Here is a 17,565-nt window from a genome sequence, read left to right as displayed (position 1 = left end):
CTCCGTCGGATGATCTTCACAGCTCGTCATGTGTGCGGATCGGCCATGAACTCTCACCGCGATTAGACGGAGGTTGGGGCGGTACGGCACGGACCGGCCTCCGAAGGCCAGCACCTGATGATCGAGCTGTGCGCGATGAGCGCTGGCAGCATGGTGTTGACCCCGCAGATCGGTCGTGAGTTCGTCGGCTGGGAGCCGATGACCGGTGACGACAGCGCACTGGGAGTAGTTCCCTTTTCGATTTGCCCGCACCTCGCGCCCGACGGTGCACCCGGTAACTCTTTAGCGGCAGCAGAGAAATGGGCTGGCGGTATACAGCACCCGTCCTACGCCATCGATGACCAAGACGGCCATCAGCGTGACTGATGATGCGGTAGACGTCCTCACAGAGGGCATCTGGCGGTACTTCCCAAAGTAGACGACGGCCAACCTCACCGCCAGGAGGCCCAGCTTGCCGGCAGTGAGTCGGCCGTCAGCGTGCCCTGCCGCGCGTTGAGGGTTCGGCTTACGCCGCACTGGCCCGTCGGCAAGCGATGATGGAATTGTGTTAATCAACGGGTTCGTCTTTCGGGGTTACAGAAGCTTTTCTTCAGAGCAGCCAGCAGCGCTCTTTCCTCTACGCAGGGTCAACCTCATCGCGGGTCAGAACAACACCGGAAAGTCGAACATTCTGCGAGTCATTGCCGATACGTTCACCGACGAGAAAAAGCCAGTCTCCAAGTGGGACCGCCCACTTGGAGATGCTGAACACACCTTCGTGCGGCTTCAGCTGCATAAAATTTCAGATGTCCTCATTTGGGGAGAGATGAAGAGTCAGCCTCGTCACCTACTTGAATCGCTGAGAAAGTTTCTCTGCCTTCCCGGGATAGCTTCCCCGCTGGACCCTGACTTCGTTAGCTTCGGGATTTCAGGACAAGGAGCTATCGATGGTGAAGCTTTGAGGCGGATGGCCCGCGATGCAGGCGATGAGGGGCTGGCTGCCGCCCTGTCCAAAGCTCTGACCAGCAGCTGGGGCGGGAGTTCAGGAGACGACGCGCTTCGGGTTCTTCAGTGGATTGTTAAGCAACGCCCGCTTGCTCCGTCTGCCTTCACGGTAGGTGGCGTAAGGACAATCTCCGAGGACAGCAGCCAGGTTCCCGACTTGAACGGGCAGAGCATCAAACGCCGTCTCCTAGAGTTGCAGAATCCGTCGACAGACCGTTTGGAAGACAAAAGCATCTTCCTGAAAGTGCAGGAGTTCGTCCGCTCCGTCCTAGACGACGCCACAATTACGATCGATGTACCTCACGATCTATCGACCATCCATGTCACCCAAGGGGGGCGCACACTTCCCATTGAAAATATAGGAACCGGCGTTCATGAAGTAGTGATCATAGCGGCTGCAGCGACGGTCACTCAAAACTCGATTCTGTGCGTCGAGGAGCCTGAGGTGCATTTGCATCCGATCCTTCAGCGCAAGCTGCTTCGATACTTGGCGCTGAGCACAACGAATCAGTACTTCATCGCCACTCATTCTGCCCATATGCTCGACTCAGAGATTGGGAGCATCTTTCACGTTACCCGCGAGGAGGGTATCTCACGCCTCCGGTACGCGGGCGCAGCGCAGGAGAGGGCGGCGGTGTGTGCGGATCTTGGCTACCGCCCTTCAGACCTGGTGCAGACGAATGCAGTCCTGTGGGTTGAAGGACCCTCCGACCGCATCTATCTCAAGCACTGGATCGAGCTCCTCGCTCCAAGCAAGTTCGTTGAAGGAACGCACTACTCCATCATGTTTTATGGCGGAGCCTTGCTCAGTGCGTTATCGCCACTTGACGCCGACGAAGTTCAGGAGTTCATTTCCCTTCGCAATCTCAATCGGTTCATGATGGTGCTGATTGACTCCGATAAGACGAGCAGCAGCACCCGCCTCAATGATAGTAAGCAACGGGTGATCGCTGATCTCAACAGCGATCCATCGACGGGCATGGCTTGGGTAACTGCCGGCTACACCGTTGAGAACTATGTCCCGGAACTTGTGCTCACGAGCGCGATACACACGGCGCATCCCTCCACCAAAAAACGAACGCTATCTGCTCAGAGGCGCTGGTCGAATCCGTTGTCTGCTGACCGGCTCGGCATCAAGCAACCGAGTAAAGTCGCGATCTCGAAAGTTGTGACGCAGAACTGGGAAAGCGAGTGGCCCTTCGATCTGAAAAAGAAGGTGCAGGAAGTCATTCTCCTAATTGAGGCAGCCAATAGCCATACCTAAGTCGCGTCCGGTGGAGGATCCTGCAAGTGGAATCTTGTGGTGGTGCTTGGAGTTGGTCGCGCTATTTGAGCGCCGCGTACTCGGCGATTTCCCCGATGGTGAACCCGGCCGCTCGCGCGGCAAGGATGGGCTCCTGGTTGCGGGCGACGATAGCGTTCCCGTCGAGCCCGTCCTCAGTGATGAACAACGCGACGGCACCCAGCCAGATCGCGGCTGGGACATCCTCGTCACGCAGCGGCGGGAAGTCATCGTCACCGAGTCCATTCTCCTGGGCGAGCTGGTAGCTGCGCTCCGCCTGCACCAGGTGTTCATGGCAGTCTTGATCTCGTTAAGGTTCGAATCTGCGGTGGTCATGATGGTTCTCCATTGCTTGCTGTTGTCCGGGGCAAGTCGCCGTCCGGTCGTGGCAGTCATGTGTGCGGCATCCCGCCAAAGTCTTCCCGTTCTCACTTCAAGGCAACAGACCTCCGACATGTCCTCAGGGTGCGTGCAGGATGTCGGGCAGAGCTTTCCACGTAGGCGAGAATTAGCGGGTGAGTTTTCCGGGGATCACTTCCAATTCAATGCATCTTGGGGACGCTCGCCGTGTCCTGCCAAGATTCTTGGCCGTCGGCTGGGAAAGCAGCGTGAAGCTCTGCTACCTTGATCCCCCGTTCAACACTCGTGGGGCTCACTCAACCCGCGGCCTCTATCGGGATCACCGGACGACCCGGGGATGGGCCGACCTCATGGGTGAAGTCCTGCAGAGTGTGCACTCCTTGCTCCGGGAGGACGGCTCGCTATGGCTTCATGTGGATGCCAATGAACTCGGCACAGCACGGGTGCTTTGCGATGAGCTTTTCGGCGCGGACAATTCCGCCGGAATCATTACCTGGGAACGCACACGGCGCCCGGCTTATGTGCACGGACAAATGTCCTCGGTGACGGACTTCGTTTTGGTGTACGCAAAGGATCGCCGAAAGCTTCCGCCCCTCACGGAGGGATTCACGAGACGTGGCACACGGACGCCCCTTGCCCATAGGGGAAACCGGGTCGTCGAACTCGCCTTCCCGCCGGGTACCGTCAGGTTCAATTGCGGCGACGGAACCTACACCGCGGGCGACCACTCATCTCCAGGCATCGACGCGCATCTCACCAAGGACGTCACTGTATCCGGCGGCCGCAACACGACCTGGCTGCATATGACGCTCCCCTCGCGTTATTCGGCGGCCAAGGTGAACCAGTTGATTTCCGATGGTGCCGAGTTCTTAATTCCGAAGGTGCCATTTCGCATCAGCTATATCGCACCGGGAGGGAGACCGAAACTGGTCACGAACCTCTGGTCATGGCAATTCGGTGGGATGGAAACGAACGAGGACGCTGCCCGTCAGCAGCAGGAGCTATTCCCAGGTCGGCCGTTCACCAGTGCGAAGCCGGAAGGCTTACTGCGGCGCATACTGGACCTGGCTTCTGAGCCCGGAGACGTCGTCCTTGACTGTTTCGCAGGGTCGGGCACCACCGTGGCAGTCGCACAGAAGCTTGGGCGGCGTTGGATTGCAGTCGAAGAGAACCGCCAGACCATGGAAGGGTACCTCCTGCCAAGAATGTCCAGTCTGTTGGAAAACGGATCGGAGATCGAGGTTCGGGCGGACGTTCATCTTTGAACACTCGAATCGACGCCGCGCGCTTCATGGCTGAGGTACCCGGTTGCCCTGGTGTCTTCCTCCGGAAGGGCGTCCTTGACCGCCAGCGGCGGTTCTCACCATTAGGACTGCTGACCGCCCAAAAGTTCCGTTCGTGTCGGCGAAAAGTTGTGCCGAGGGCCGGATCCCGAGCCCGGAGAAGACGACCGAGCCAGTCTTAGGTTGTCCGACTCTGTCCGCGCCTGTCCGACCGGGTGGTCGGACACCGACTTCCGCGCCGTTACTGGCCAGAAGGCTATATATATCTATCTGTCCGACTTAACTCACAAAATATATATACTCCACACGGAGGGGGACCCATATAACCCCCATCCCCCTCCGGTCTATATATATCCCTTCTCTCCTAAGTGTCCTGTTTTCCGGTCGGTCTGGTCGGTCACCCGCCGAAAATCACCCTAAAAGTGGGTCTGACTAGGCGTTATACCGTCCAACCACGGTCCCTTTCTTGGTCGGGCAGCGTCGGACACTGCGGGTCAGTCCACGCCCGGGACACGGTTTTGGTCGCGCTTCACCCCAATCCGCCCCGCCGGTTTGCTGCCGAAGACTAGCCGGACGCTACCTCGCTGCGACAAAACACCGAAGGACCGCTCCAGTGAGGAGCGGTCCTTCGGTGTTTTTGGTTCTTGGCGGTCTTGGATGGGTTTAGGCAGCCGCAGCGGATTCCACGGCGTCCATCAGGACGGGTCGGGATGGCCGCCGGTGAGCATGGTGGCCAGGGGCACCGGTACACCTGAGAACCGCTTGTACCCCTGGCGCGCCCGGTGGGTGTTGAGGAGCGTTCCACGGGTGTTCGTTTGCCGTTCGATGAAGCCCGGTGCGAGACCCTCATTCCATACCGCGGCCCATGCCGAGGGTGCTCCCTGTCCGGGCTGGATCAGAGATGGGTAGGCCCCCTTCGCAGCCTCGAAAGCGGTGTCCACGGAGAATAGGACTACCTTCTCATCCTTCAAGGTCACGAGTGTTCCGATACTATTGCCGCTGGGTCGTAAGCCGTCGCCGCCCGCGCTAGCTGCCCAGCCGAGCTTGTGGTTGGCCAGGTCTGCACCCTCCACCTCACCAGGCACGGGCGGGCGTGCGGGATCGTCACCGCTGATGATGTGTCCCTGCCCGGAGTCGAGCAGGGACGCCAGCGCGGAGAGCAGTGAACGGCCTGGGGAGGCCTTCTTGTTCTCCTCGTGGGCGTTCGTGACCAGACGCACGATCGGGACACCGATGGCAGCGATTGAGAACTGCTCGATGAATTCGCGCTCCATGTCCAGCTCGATCGCCAGCAAGCGCAGCACCTGGAAGGTCAGCAGAAGATCAGCTGCCAGTTTCGACGTCCGTTCAAGCGATCCCTGCGCCGCGTTCATCTCCTTCATCATCCCTGCCACGGCCTTGGAGTCACTATGACGGATCTCCTCCAGCCTGGCTAAGTAGGCTCCCCAGCCACCCTTGGTGCTGGTTGCTTCGCGCCGGATGAAACGCAGCAGGTGCAGGGTGAACCGCGCCTGCACGCGGTCCTTTTTGGAGAGCTCATTGATGTGGTCGGTGGCGATGCGTGAGGGGTTGAGCTTGCCCGGGCCGATGTATGCGGGGATGAGGCGTTCCTTCGCGGACGGCGTGGTGAGCTCGTTCTCGGCGGTGATGATCAGTTGCGCGATCGGTTTGTTGACCTTGCGGCTTGTCATGTCCGAGTTCATGCGGCCCTTGGGCGAGTTGTTAAAGATCGACCGGGTTAGGTCAGCCAGCTTCGCCGACTCAGCCTCGGCCTGCTGGCGCAGGGCGGACGGCGCCAGATCATCGACCACCCAGATGGGCATATGAGCCACACAGTGCTCGATGTACGCCACGGTGTCCTTGGCAGCGCCGGGCAGCTGGTCCTGCCAGTCGCCGCCGTTGCGTGCCCAGAAGTACATGGCGCACTGGGCGCTGAAGGACTTGCCGGCGTTAGGAGGCCCCCAGAAGAAGACGGTGGAGCGCGGGCGCAGCGGAATGGCCGGGCGCAGGCCGGCGGACAGGACGATCGCAGCGGTGGCCTCGTCGGTCCAGGCAGGGCCTTCCGGTCCGCCGGTGATGTACGCACGCCAGACCTTGCGGAAATCATCGCGCACCAGGTCCCGGTACTCCTCGTCCTCGAAATCGCCGTCTGTTTTCTTGTCTGGGTACTGGACACCGAAGTGGGGAGCCACCGGGATTTCCTTGACGTCGACCCCGCAAGAAGTCTGCTCGGTGCTGTCGGTGTCGCCGATGATCTGGTCGCCGGTCAGGAACGCAGGGGCCGCGCCCTCAACGGGAACCCATCCCATCTGCATCCACTTGGTCTTGATGACCGTCTCGTCGGCGCGGTGCGCCTTCACTGCGGAGATCCACTTCTCGCCCTTGACAAAGCGGGGCGGCCACTCGCGGTGGCACAGCAACTTTGAGGGGATGACCGCTTTCTCGCGCACCCATTCAGCCGGGGGGAAGCTCAGGATTCTCTCCGGGCCCCTCACGATCGCGGAGCGGTCCTGGCCGTTCTCGTTCCAGCTGACCTCGATTTCGACCGTCGAGTCCTTAACGTCGTGGACACTGACGTTTGCGTCGAAGACGCCGGTCTCAAGCTCCCGGCTCGTGGGCTGGCGCCGGGTCTCCAGAGACAGGATGCGGCCGCCCAGCTTGACCCGCTCCTCCCACCGGTAGCCTCCGATGGTCCCGCCGGGGCCGCTGTTGATGGCTACGCACTCCTCGGCGGTCTGGCCGCTCGGGGGGATCCTCCAGTTTCCGTGGCGTTCCTGTGGGTCGCGTGGCGGTGCGGCAGGCATGGCCTTCGTGAGCTGCCCGACCAGGTCGTCCCAGGTGCCGTGCTTGGCGAGGAAATCGTCAACGCTTTCCTTGGACGTCAAGCCCTCATCGCCGCGAACAACCTGAGGATTGAGAAACAGCAGCTCACTCATTTTGGACCTCTCGGTCAGGCGTTCGCAGAGGTCCTCGGCCGCCTTGTGGACGTAACGGTTGAAAGCCATGTCCGCGTCGAACGCGATCCATCCGGTACGGTCCTTGAGATTGATTTCGCGCCAGTCGAATGGTTTGCGGGTGGCGTTGTGAATGCCTTCGACTGAGACGATCAGGACGCGATTCTCAGCTGGGATGGCCGCCATGAGGGAACGCAGCTTGGCTGCGGGATTGTCGACGCCGGCGCTGCGCAGGTCGCCCCAGGAGACGCCGTTAGCGCGCAGGTAAGCGCTCAACGCGGCGTCGCCCGTGAGCATGCCCTCTGTGATCATGACGACCGGGGTGTTGTCGATCCAGCTGACCGGGGTGGCCGGGTGCACGTCCATAGGAGTACTTATCTCCTGGACGAACTCGTACTCGATCGGCTTGCCGTGGTCGTTGTCCTCGGGGTGCGAGGGCCGGACCTGGTGTGTGAATGGGGCGGGAAAGGGTGAGGCTTCGTTGCGGGAGGCTATCTGGATGTCGGCGACCGAATACCAGGGCATTGCCATGCCGTCCTGGCCGGGGCTTTCGCCCATGCAGCGTTTCATCCGCCGCCCCTGCCGGGTGACGGTCTTGATGCCGAAACTCTTCATCTGGGCGGTGCAGTTAGAGGCATCGATCCCGGAGTAGCCGCGCGCCGCTGCGACCAACGGTGCCACACCGGCGCCGGCGAGCTTGGCTGCTCCGGAGCCGTTGATGAAGGAGGCGTAGTCTGCGGGTGTCCACCGCGGGAGGTCAGGAGTCGTGCGACGAAGGGCGTTCCACGCGTCCTGCTTTGGTGTCGCGGGCCCTTCAGGCGCCGCAACATTCTCCGCACCGGTGGTGCGCTCGGTGATGGTCAGTCCTGTGACGCTCGATGGTGAGGAATCTTTCTCGCGCAGCCGGGCGAAGTCGTCTTCACTCGGTGCGTCCTCTGGGGCGAGCTGGAAGCTGTGCTCCACGTGCACCAGATGATCACGGGCGTAAACCTCGTGGCGGTTCGAACTTTCGGGGGGCATGATGCTCCGTATCGGTAGGGTGTTGCTGTTGCGGGTAGGTGTTGCTGTGGGCCGTTGCTATCCGGCCGTGGCAGTCATGTGTGCGGCGTCCCGCTGAACTCTCCCCACCCCATGCGCAAGGCCGCGACTCTCGCAGATCGTCAAGACAAGCGCAGCGGTGGGCTCTTGTGGTCAGCCGATGATTCGTAACCGTGCCGGCAGCTGCGCGTCCCCGGCGACGCCGACACCAGACCCGAGCAGGCGGCCCTTGGACAGTTCCGGCCGTGCGGGTGCCGGATGAGGGACTTGCACTCCGGCGCGGTCCATGGGGGTGCCAATTAGGTGGGTGTGCTCGCCCTTGCGAAGCCAGTGCGGTGTGGCCGTGAGCAGCTTGGAGTTGTCGATGACGGCGGTCGCATCGAACGTGTGCCAAGGGGTGAACTCCATGTCGAGCATGCTCCGCCTTGCCCACCGGTCAGAGCCCTTGCCGTCGTTGATCGCGAAGTCAGCCTGGAGATTGAAGAACGCTTCGCTCATCTCGTGGCGGGCGGGGAACCACTCATCCCAGGAGGCAACGCCGATGCGTGCGGCAGGTGAGTCCTTGCCGGTGCCGGGGAATTCACGCAGCACCTTCGCGAGGCGGCGGTAGATTTCCTGACGAGGATCCGTATGGCCGCCGAAACCGAGGTTGGGGTGGGGTGCTGCGACGAACACGACGGTGAGCCCAGATGTTTCGAGCGGACGCTCACTGATGATCTGCGCCCAGCGCCGGACCTTGTTTTCGAACCCCTTGGTCGCTGAGGCGGTCAGTTCGTAGGCGATTCGCATACCGTCAGATCGCACGATGGTCCCGTCAGCACGCCGGTTGTCGGGGCGATGCAATCTCTTGCCAAGCCCCGATCCTGCGAGCAGGTCAACGCTGGAGAACTTCTCCCCCATGATGGTCCCGATGGGAAGGTACTCGGCTGCCCGAAGGGCCAATTCGACAGCCAGGATGTTGTGCCGGTCGTACTGGCCGCCGGAACTCCAGGGATAACTGCCGGTGACCGAAAGCCACTCCGGCCAGGTGAGCGTGTCCTTAATCAACTTTTCGAACACTGTGGAGTTGCTTGGCCGGTAGAGGCTGCTGCGCCTCAACCCCGGCGCCATCATGTAAGGACTGGCGTAGACGCCGATGTCCACGACGCTCATCGCGAAGGACGCACTAACCTGTGAGAAGTTCGGATCCAGCAGCAGCCGGTAGCCGCTGAGCGCGGCAGCTTGCTCGGCAGAGACGGTACGCCAGGAATCCAGCACGCCCCACAAGGCTTGGCGGGGTGCTCGTCCGCGGTTGGAGGTGAGGTAGCGCATCGCTTCGGCTTCGTCCATAACTTTGCGTTGGTTGGCCCGGCCCAGCTTGTACTTCCAACTGCGACGCGCAGTTTGGCTGTCGATCCAGGCCGCTTGGGAGCCCGGCGCCCAGAGCCGGTCCCAATACGGGTCGCGGCGAGCTTGGGTGCACAGTTCGTCGTCGATGCACGCGGAGGGGACGAGTTCGGCGTGGATCGCGTCGCCGCCGGAACGGCGGCGGGGGACAGCGTTGGTGGTCATAGTGTTACTCCGGTCTTGTAGCCCTGTAAGGCAGGATTGGCGGCATTGTGATCGCGCAGAACTGGACATTGAGGGTCGGTAACCGGTGCCGGTGGATCACGGATCCAACACCGTGCTGTAGTGCCGGTGCTCATCCAGCGGTGCAAGATTGCGTCGCAGATGCCGCCGACCCTGTGAGCGAGGGCGACCCTCAACTGATGAGTGGTGGTACGACTGTTTGCGGTCATGCCTGGGTGGGCGAACCGACGGAGTATGTGTTCCATGCTCTGAAACATGCGTAGACGGCGGCAGCACGGCGGCGCGACGGCAGACCGTAGATTCCGGCCGAATTAAACATCGGAAATCCTGTGGCATTTACCGCGAATCGCCGGTACGAGGTGCCGAGAGCGGTCCCCAGTTACGGGCCATCTCAGAAGGTGTCACCGTCGTGGGCGATTAACCGCTCGATACGCGTGCGGTGCCCGCGAATAGCGAGCGTTGATCGCAGCCTCGCTCGGGGTTCCACCTGCGACCGAGGTGCAGCCGCTCCTTCTGACTTGTTCTACAACGGCTGTACGGCATTCCTTGTCTACCGCTGGGCACCATTTCGTTACATCCTGCTGGACAAGAAGCAACTTTCAGGGGGATTCCAATGGACGCACATGGGCGAGACTCCGACGGTCGGTCAAAGAATCCTCCAGTCCGGCACCGTATAGCACGTGAGCATGGAGCACCGTTAAGGAAGGCAGCATGAACTCCCGTGCAGATGATGTCGATGACTGGTCCTGACTACCACGGGAAGCCGACTGTAGCCCGGACAGTGACGGGGAAGCCGACATTACGAATGAGGCCGGTGCGCTCCTAGAACCATCCGTGAACCCTCGGGGGCGCAGCGCACTCCAGCATGGCCGTAACGACAAGTTGCCCGCACAAAAACTCGCTACGGTGAACGGGATGTGATCGCGTTGCCGACAATGAGGGACGAGGGGCAGAGCCCCGAGTCTTCTTGATATAGCAGCGCAACTGCAGCACAGTCGGAGCTTCAGCGGGCCGGTGCTGCGGCTAACGCCGACCCCACACACAGCAGGGCAGCTAGAAGAATTCGCAGGCAGCACCAGCAGGAGTCGACGCCACAAGCAGCGCGGGCCGGTGCGATGAGGGGCAGCTATCTGAGAAAGGGGCCCTGATACTCCTAACCTGTCAGCTCACGGGTCAGCTGATCAGCATAGGCATGAAGAAGCGCCGGGCTAAGAAGGCCGAAGCCGAACAGGAGACACGCTCGAACGCCGTCCGTGGGCGCGCCCAGGATGGAACGACCGACCTCACCTAGCGGGACTGGCTAGGTGTATTGCCCTGTGAGGTTGGGAGCGCGGCTGGCTGTTGGTTGACCTTTCAGTCAGGTGCGGCCTCGGTGGTGAATATTAGTGGCGGAGCCAGTCAGGGAAAGCCGACACATGTGCGGCTTCTGAGGTTCTACGCGGTGGCGTAGCCCCCATAGAATATGAACAATCAACCGGTCCGCGCTCACCGCGGCCTAAGACCCCGAGTCAACAGTAGCCGGGGCAGTCCCAGGTGTATACGCGACAAGCAGCGAAGCGGATGGACCAGTCCTAAGGTTGTTCTCACTATGCTGAACAACCGCTGGGCGGAAGCTATAGTCCATCTGAAAAAGTCATAGGTCACGCGCAACGGAAGCCGGCAGAGGAATAGTCGTAAGCCTAGCTTGAGGGCAAGCTGCGGATCTCAGTGATGCTGCTAGCAGCCCACTCCTCAGGGGTCGTGCCGTCGTTGCGCCGCCGGATACGGACCGCGCGAACAAAGCGGCCAGGCATGACGTCATCGGGGAGCTGGCTGTCGGTTATGCCGGTGAGCCACTGTCCGCCGATACGAAGTGCGGTCACTCCAGAGCTTGAGCGCTCGATGCGGGAGACTGTTCCCTCAATGGCGTCCGGGGGGTCCCAGGCGGTCACGGCCTTCCAATGTGGTTCGCAGGTCATGCGCTTCATGCAATACCGGCACACGTCTGCCTCTGGTCGTGCGAGGGTGCGTTTCATCAGTTGCGCGGTGCGGATCTGATCGAGGAGGTCGGTGATCGTGGAAGGCGCGACTTTGACTTCTGCGGGACCTTGCCGCAGGTTGAAAACGATTACGTGCTTCGGAGGCACGCCGTAGGCGACTTGGAACAGATGAGCGTAAAACGTCATCTGATGCTTGACGGCTGGCGACTCCACGGAGGCGTCACGTCCGGTTTTGAGATCAATGATGAGCCCTTCGGCGCCGCCAGCTGTGACGTCGAGGATGCCGAATAGACGATTGGCTTCGTCGGTCAGCAGCAACTCGGTGCGAATGCCAGATTCTGCGCCCGCAAGGATGACACTGAGTTCCCTCCCACGTGACTTCAGCCTTGCGCGCGTGATGAGAGCCTGTGGCATGCGGGCAAGGTCGATCCCGCGGGCTGCAGCGATCTCATCAAAACCACCTTGCAGCCGTATGCCCGGATCCTCATGGCGCCATTCGCCGTTCTCAATCCACTGCTGAAGAGCGAGGTGCGCAATGGAGCCAGCATTGCCAGGCCCCTTCGCCGGTGGCTTGGCAGGCTCGTAACTTGGCACCGCCGAGGAAGGGCAGCGCAAGAGGCGCCAGGTGGTAGAGGACGACCACCATTGCGCTAACTCGTATGCGGGTTTCACGCGCCCATTGGATCGGAGTCAGAGATGAGCTTGAGCACCCGGCGGGGATCGCGGTCCAGAGTGAAGGAATCGACGAAGACGACTCCGTCCAAGCCCTCTTCGGATGCTTCGATCTCAGCCATCGCCTCTGCAAGGCGCGGCGCGATTAGAGTGTCCTCGGAGGCTTCGAAGGGGTGACGGGCAATCACAGCGAACGATCCCTCACTCGCGCTGTCCAAGCGTGCCGCGGGGACGGTGCTGCTGATAGGCGTCGCATTGTTGGCCCGGGCCCAGCGTTCGATAGCTGCCGCCTCCGCGGCCGTATCGATGCTCAAAGGCTCGCCTTGGAGGATCCGGAACAAGTCTCTGGCAAGCCGCCAGTCAAGCAGTGCGTGGTATGCCATGTTGCCGTAGTCCCGCAAACAGCGGTAGCAGGAGGAGTCGCAGTCAACTGCGTGGGACGGAGCATCCAATTCCGTGAGGTAGCTGGCGATAGCATTGAGGAATTCGGGCAGGAACCCAGATGAGCCGAGGTGCGTGCTGAATCCGGCACCGTTTTCGAGCGTGTCGGCCAAGAAGGCATAGGTAGCCGGAGTCCCGCTCGTCGTGCCTGAGTAGATGCCTGCTGCGAGCTCGAGGGGCTGGATGTCGAGCGCAGCAGAAGCGACGGTGCGCAAGAGGAATGCAAATGAGTACCACGCAGCACGGCGGCTGTCGGTGACTTCCTGAGCGCCATATGGCTGGCGGACGCCGGAGACCAAGTTAAGACGGAGGCCGGAACTGGGAATCGTGGGCGCGGCGGCGCCGGCGAAGAGAAAGTCGGTGTGCTGAATGGCACCGAGGGCAACGCTAATCGGGTCTCCCGTGGCGGAGGAGGGATGAAGTAGCCCTGCTTCAATGGCGCGCGATGAGACAAAGCCACCCCACTCCGGGCCACCAGGAGCTGCCCGTCGAAGGGTGAAGCACTTCCCACCATTGTCATTGATGATGTAGCGGGAGCCGGGGCCGGCGAGAAAGACGGCTTGGCCGGGACTCTGCCGGGTGAGGGCATCCATGTCGGTCATGGCTCTGGCGGCCATTGCGCGCGGGCTCCAGGAGAAGTTGCCATCGAAATCGGTTCCAGGTGCGCTGCGGAACCCGAGCGGTTCGCGCATAGGGACAGTGCTGTAGAAAATGGGCCCGGCCCCGCATCGTGGACAGGTACTCGTGGTCTGGCCACCGGCCGCCTGCTCTCCAAGATAGGAGCAGGCGCGGCAGATCGACAGTGGTGACTCGGGACCGAGGGGTTCTGGCACCGGCTGGGGACGAGGGCCCGCGGCCTTGAACGCGGTGATTCCTACGACCGGGTAGACAGTACCGTCGCGGACGACTTCGCTCATCGGAGCGAATTGGCTGACAGCCATGCTCAAATCGCGATCGATGGCTTTGGCGGGAGGCCATGGGTAGGAGCGCTGCGGGCGGTTTAGGTGGAGATAGCGCACTGAGGTGGGAAATCCGAACATGGGCAGGAGTCCTCGTTCAGCAAGTAACTGGCTGAGGTCCTCGTGTTTCTGTGTAACAGCGGCTGCATCGATGTCGGAGACAAGCGTTGCAACGCATCTTGACGCTTCATCGTTTGGGTTGTCTTCGAAGACGGTACCTCCCGCGAGTGAGCGAGCAGCGTCCCGAATCACGTTTGGGTGGTCTTGGAGCCACCGTACGAAACGGGGCCGTAGGATCGTCTGCCAGTCGGCGGTCTTCCCAAATGCGCCATGAACGTTAACGCTGGGGTTTTCCCCGTCTGTTGTGGAGATGATGTCGGCGGACGCTTGTCGAAGTATTTCGCTGCGCAACGAGCGGGCGAAAATTTCCTGCCGATTCAGAGCAAGGTAAGGCTTGGGAGTGGGTTCGTTCGTGATGCGGTCAGGTCGCTCGAAGTAGTACTCGTCGTGGCTGCGTCCGCGGCATACAGTCAGGGCGATCGCAATAGGCGAATTTCGCCGTCCGGCGCGGCCCACGCGCTGCTGGTAGTTGAACCGGGTAGGAGGCATGTTGCCGAGGACGACGGCGGAGAGTGCACCGATGTCCACGCCGGCTTCCATTGTCGTAGTGACGGAAAGAAGGTCGACGGCGTCGGTGAGCTCGTTCTCACCGGAACCTAGGAATACGTTCTGGAACCGTGATTGACGGGATTGTGCATCGATTCGGTCGGTCTGACCGGTTAGCTCTGCGGTGTTGAGCCTGAACATGCCGTCGCCGCGGGTGGCCTTCCAGGAGTAGTAGTCCTGGCTCACATCGATCGGGATTGCGTGTGGAGGCAGCGCGGCCGCGCACTTCGTGCAGTAGCCATTGCCGGTGGTCAGGTGCTGACGGCTGCATTTTGCGCAGATCCAGGCACGTCCCTCGCCCATTCTCAGCACAACGGCGGAGGGATCGATCAGGTAATCTGCGATGGCGGGGCCTGCCTTGGTCATCGCGTCGTCTCGGATGCTGTCGGCGGTGGCTCCCTCAGCGGTAGCGACCGCGGCCCAGAACCTCCGCAGTTTCGGCGTCGGGTCGTCCCGTCGGCGGCGCAGGTGGAAGAACCTGCGCTGGTCGGCGAGGATGCGCAGTGCTGAGCGGGTCTGGCTGGTGGCCGGATCGGCGGCGACATCGGCAGGCGCAGTGTCGGAGGCTAGGGCAAGCCAACCGAGGCCCAGAGATTCGAAGTCTCGTCCTCCACCGGAGAACAGTCCTTCGAGCAGTTCTTCCTCCAGTGAGCGGCTGATTTCGTTCAGCAGCGCTGTCTGGGGGTCGGTTAGGCCTGATTTGGGTGACGGCGGGTTTACCCGCCAGTCGTACAACTCGGACCATGGCACTGTGGGGTCTTCGGAGGTCTCCCTGAGGCGGGCATGGGGGCCGCCTGGGTTTATCCCACGGCTGAGGAGGTCGGCAGACACTTCGGCGGCAAGCTCTCGCAGCGAGGGCGGGGCTGAAAGTGCGCGCTTAAGGTTTTCGGCGTCCGCCGGACCGGTACCGGGTTTGCCGTCCCAGACCTCGCGGATCTCGGCGAGTAACGCTGCATGGCGCTGTTTGAGCCTGTCTAGGGCGGCGAAGGATTCCGGAGATTTTTCGTTCTGAAGCACGTGGGCTTCGGCCAATTCGACGTCATGAGCGGTGCCGCCGGAGGCGGAGAGCCGTGTGTAGAGCAGCTGGCGTAGGAGGTCCTGATAGTGCCGGAGGCCAAGGCCTGACGAGAGCTTTGCGGCGTCCTGACGGCTGTCGGTGAAGACGATGAGCTTGCGCTCGGCGTCTCCGAGATCATTGGCGAGCTCGGTGGTGAGTACCTGGTTGATTTTCTCGAAACCGGTGCGCATCTGCCGGATGGGTGAGCGCTGCGTGGCCGGATCCGTGGGCTTGAGACGCCGCCCGTTGCGTCCAAACTGGATCTCCCAGTCGTCCCCGCAGTTAGGGCACTGCGTCGGGAAGGGGCTGACGGTATCGGCTGCACGCTGCAGTTCCCCCGTGGTTCTGTTTCGGGCGATACGGGCATGAAAACTCCACCCGGTGAATCCTTCGGCAACGTTGCTGACCTCACCTGAAGCTGGGTTGAGCGCACTTCGCCTGAAGGCGTAGGAGACGGCATTGTTGTCGCGGTTCCAGGACGGTGAATCAAGGTTCGTCAGAGCGGTTTCAGGGCGAGGCCAGTAGACGAGGTAGGTGTGAGCGGTGCGTTCAAGAGTGACCTGGTCAGGCAGCTTGGCGAGTTCAGGGACGTCGGCAAAGAGCATGGTCTTCACGGCTGGCTTCTGAAGTTCGCCTTCAGGAGCAAAGCCACCGAGCATGACGTCGCCGCAGTTCTGGCAGTACAACAGCTCGAGTACGCGCCCACCGCACTCGCAGCGGGTTACGGGCCCGGCATGCAGCTTGCCTATGGTTCTGTCTGACTTCGGTTCAGGTACCGCGGTGCAGGCGGGGTCGCAGCATGCCCATATGCCGACGACGTTGCGGAAAAACAGGTGGGCTCGGAACTTTGGGTCGCTGGGTTGTGGGGCTTGGGCGAGGCCAGCGAGGACTTTTGAGATCGCGTTCTCCGAGACTTCTGCTGGCGTGCCCGGGAAAACATCTTGGGCGACCTGACTGAGGGTTTTGGCCCCGCCGGTCCCATCACCGTGGAGGACTCCTCTTAGAGCGTTGACGACACCGCCCGTTCGACCGTGATTGGCTGCGGTTGTCGCATCAGCCGTCGCCAGAGCGGCCGGATCGACTGGGGGCGGTGTGCTGAAGTCAGACGGGGTGATCCCGGAGCCTCCAATGAATTCGAACGTTCCCGGATCGACGTCGAAGAACTGGTGCAGATAGTTACTGTCGCGGACGGGGTCAAGGGAGGCGGAAGCGGCGAGGACGCGGAACTGTTCGGGGCGCGCCTCCAAACCTAGGCGGTGCTTGAGTGTCCGCAATAGGTAGGCTACTTCCGTGCCGGCGGTACCGCGGTAGGTGTGGAGTTCGTCGACCACCAGAGTAAACACGTTGGCTGGGTTTTCAAGCCATTCGCGCGTGGAGTCGAAGAAGTGCCCGTCCCGCTCTCGCAGAAGCATAACGTTGAGCATGGAGTAGTTGGTGATGAGGATGTCGGGCGGGTAGTCGAGCATGTCCCACCGTGAGCGCATCTCCGCACCATCCAGACGTGGCACGAAGTAGCGGAGGTCGTCATCGGCCTTCTGCGATGCGATTTCCCGTGCGCGGGCTCCGCGCCGATGGGTTTCCCGCAGGTAACGGCGTAGTTCTCCGAGCGCAAGGTTGTTAGTTCGGGCGCCGGTGACCGGCGTGGCGCCGGTGTAGCGGCCGAAGTAGAAGCGGTGTCCGTTACGGTTCTCATCCAGCCATGCGCGAATACCGTCATTGTCGAGGGCGCGACGCAGGCGAAGGAGCTGATCGTCGACGAGTGCGTTCATCGGATAGAGGACGAGGGCTCGGACGGCGGCTTTGCGCCCCGTTTCGCCGTCTCGCTGGGTGAAAAACGGGTTGCTGTCGCCCGTCCACCAGTCGACTGGAGCTGCGCCCTGTCCCGTCCATGACCGAGATTCATTGAGCAGCGACGACAGGACCGGCAGGAGGAACGACTCCGTCTTGCCTGACCCGGTACCGGCGGTGATGACCATGTGGCGGCTTTGTTGAACACCTGCGGCGAGGGCTTCCTCTTGGTGCCTATAAAGGGAGGGGACGCCTTGGAGCAGGCCGTCGCTCGCGAAGTCGGCGAGATCTGGGTCGGCTCCTGCTACTGCAACCGATTCAGCTAGGGTGCGGCCGGTGCTTTCGTATTCGGGTCGAAGTTCGAGCAATGGTTTGCGGTAAACGCCGCCGTCTCGGTCAAGCAGCGCTCGACGCTCCATCTGGAGTTGCGGGTCCGCTAAACCGAAGGGCGTGTCGTAGTAGCGGAAGTAGGCGTCGCGAAGGTGCTCGAACGTTTGGATTGCGTCAAGGTGCGTGCTGCCATTTTCCATGAG

Annotated in this window: 8 protein-coding genes; 3 read left to right on the top strand and 5 right to left on the bottom strand. The window is 61.6% G+C overall.

Going from position 1 to position 17,565, the window contains the following annotated elements; all coding sequences use genetic code 11:
• Positions 1–135: 135 nt before the first annotated feature.
• A complete protein-coding gene (locus ABFX19_RS03995) occupies positions 136–366 on the top strand; it encodes a hypothetical protein (protein ID WP_346027565.1) in 231 nt (76 codons plus the stop codon).
• A gap of 178 nt (positions 367–544) precedes the next feature.
• The gene (locus ABFX19_RS03990; RefSeq protein WP_346027564.1) at positions 545–2,248 is read left to right on the top strand and encodes an AAA family ATPase; all 1,704 of its coding nucleotides are present in this window, start codon (positions 545–547) and stop codon (positions 2,246–2,248) included.
• A gap of 61 nt (positions 2,249–2,309) precedes the next feature.
• Here ABFX19_RS03990 and ABFX19_RS03985 read toward each other — a convergent pair whose 3' ends face one another.
• Complete coding sequence (locus ABFX19_RS03985; RefSeq protein ID WP_346027563.1) at positions 2,310–2,549, bottom strand: hypothetical protein; 240 nt, start codon at positions 2,547–2,549, stop codon at positions 2,310–2,312.
• 262 nt (positions 2,550–2,811) lie between these two features.
• On the opposite strand from ABFX19_RS03985, the gene ABFX19_RS03980 reads away from it, so the two are divergent.
• Complete coding sequence (locus ABFX19_RS03980) at positions 2,812–3,891, top strand: DNA methyltransferase (protein ID WP_346028037.1); 1,080 nt, start codon at positions 2,812–2,814, stop codon at positions 3,889–3,891.
• A 713-nt stretch (positions 3,892–4,604) separates the two neighbouring features.
• Here ABFX19_RS03980 and ABFX19_RS03975 read toward each other — a convergent pair.
• The 4 genes from ABFX19_RS03975 to ABFX19_RS03960 all read right to left on the bottom strand — a co-directional run bounded on the left by ABFX19_RS03975 (position 4,605) and on the right by ABFX19_RS03960 (position 17,562).
• On the bottom strand, positions 4,605–7,883 hold the full coding sequence (locus ABFX19_RS03975) for a hypothetical protein (protein ID WP_346027562.1): 3,279 nt from the start codon (positions 7,881–7,883) through the stop codon (positions 4,605–4,607).
• 171 nt (positions 7,884–8,054) lie between these two features.
• Positions 8,055–9,452 carry a hypothetical protein gene (locus ABFX19_RS03970; protein WP_346027561.1) on the bottom strand — a complete coding sequence of 466 codons (1,398 nt, stop codon included), beginning with the start codon at positions 9,450–9,452 and terminating at the stop codon, positions 8,055–8,057.
• A 1,697-nt stretch (positions 9,453–11,149) separates the two neighbouring features.
• Positions 11,150–12,121: a PD-(D/E)XK nuclease family protein gene (locus ABFX19_RS03965; protein ID WP_346027560.1), complete on the bottom strand. Its 972-nt coding sequence runs from the start codon at positions 12,119–12,121 to the stop codon at positions 11,150–11,152.
• Complete coding sequence (locus ABFX19_RS03960; protein ID WP_346027559.1) at positions 12,118–17,562, bottom strand: DEAD/DEAH box helicase; 5,445 nt, start codon at positions 17,560–17,562, stop codon at positions 12,118–12,120. The genes ABFX19_RS03965 and ABFX19_RS03960 overlap by 4 nt, the downstream gene beginning before the upstream one ends.
• Between the last annotated feature and the right edge of the window lie 3 nt (positions 17,563–17,565).

The sequence above is a fragment of the Arthrobacter parietis genome (assembly GCF_039530425.1).
GTDB classification, from domain to species: Bacteria; Actinomycetota; Actinomycetes; order Actinomycetales; family Micrococcaceae; genus Arthrobacter_D; species Arthrobacter_D parietis.
This window is presented reverse-complemented; position numbering and strand designations above follow the sequence as displayed.

Coding starts and splice junctions, on each gene's coding strand:
- ABFX19_RS03980 (WP_346028037.1), top strand. CDS start 2,812: ATGCATCTTGGGGACGCTCGCCGTGTCCTGCCAAGATTCTTGGCCGTC.
- ABFX19_RS03970 (WP_346027561.1), bottom strand. CDS start 9,452: ATGACCACCAACGCTGTCCCCCGCCGCCGTTCCGGCGGCGACGCGATC.
- ABFX19_RS03960 (WP_346027559.1), bottom strand. CDS start 17,562: ATGGAAAATGGCAGCACGCACCTTGACGCAATCCAAACGTTCGAGCAC.
- ABFX19_RS03975 (WP_346027562.1), bottom strand. CDS start 7,883: ATGCCCCCCGAAAGTTCGAACCGCCACGAGGTTTACGCCCGTGATCAT.
- ABFX19_RS03995 (WP_346027565.1), top strand. CDS start 136: ATGAGCGCTGGCAGCATGGTGTTGACCCCGCAGATCGGTCGTGAGTTC.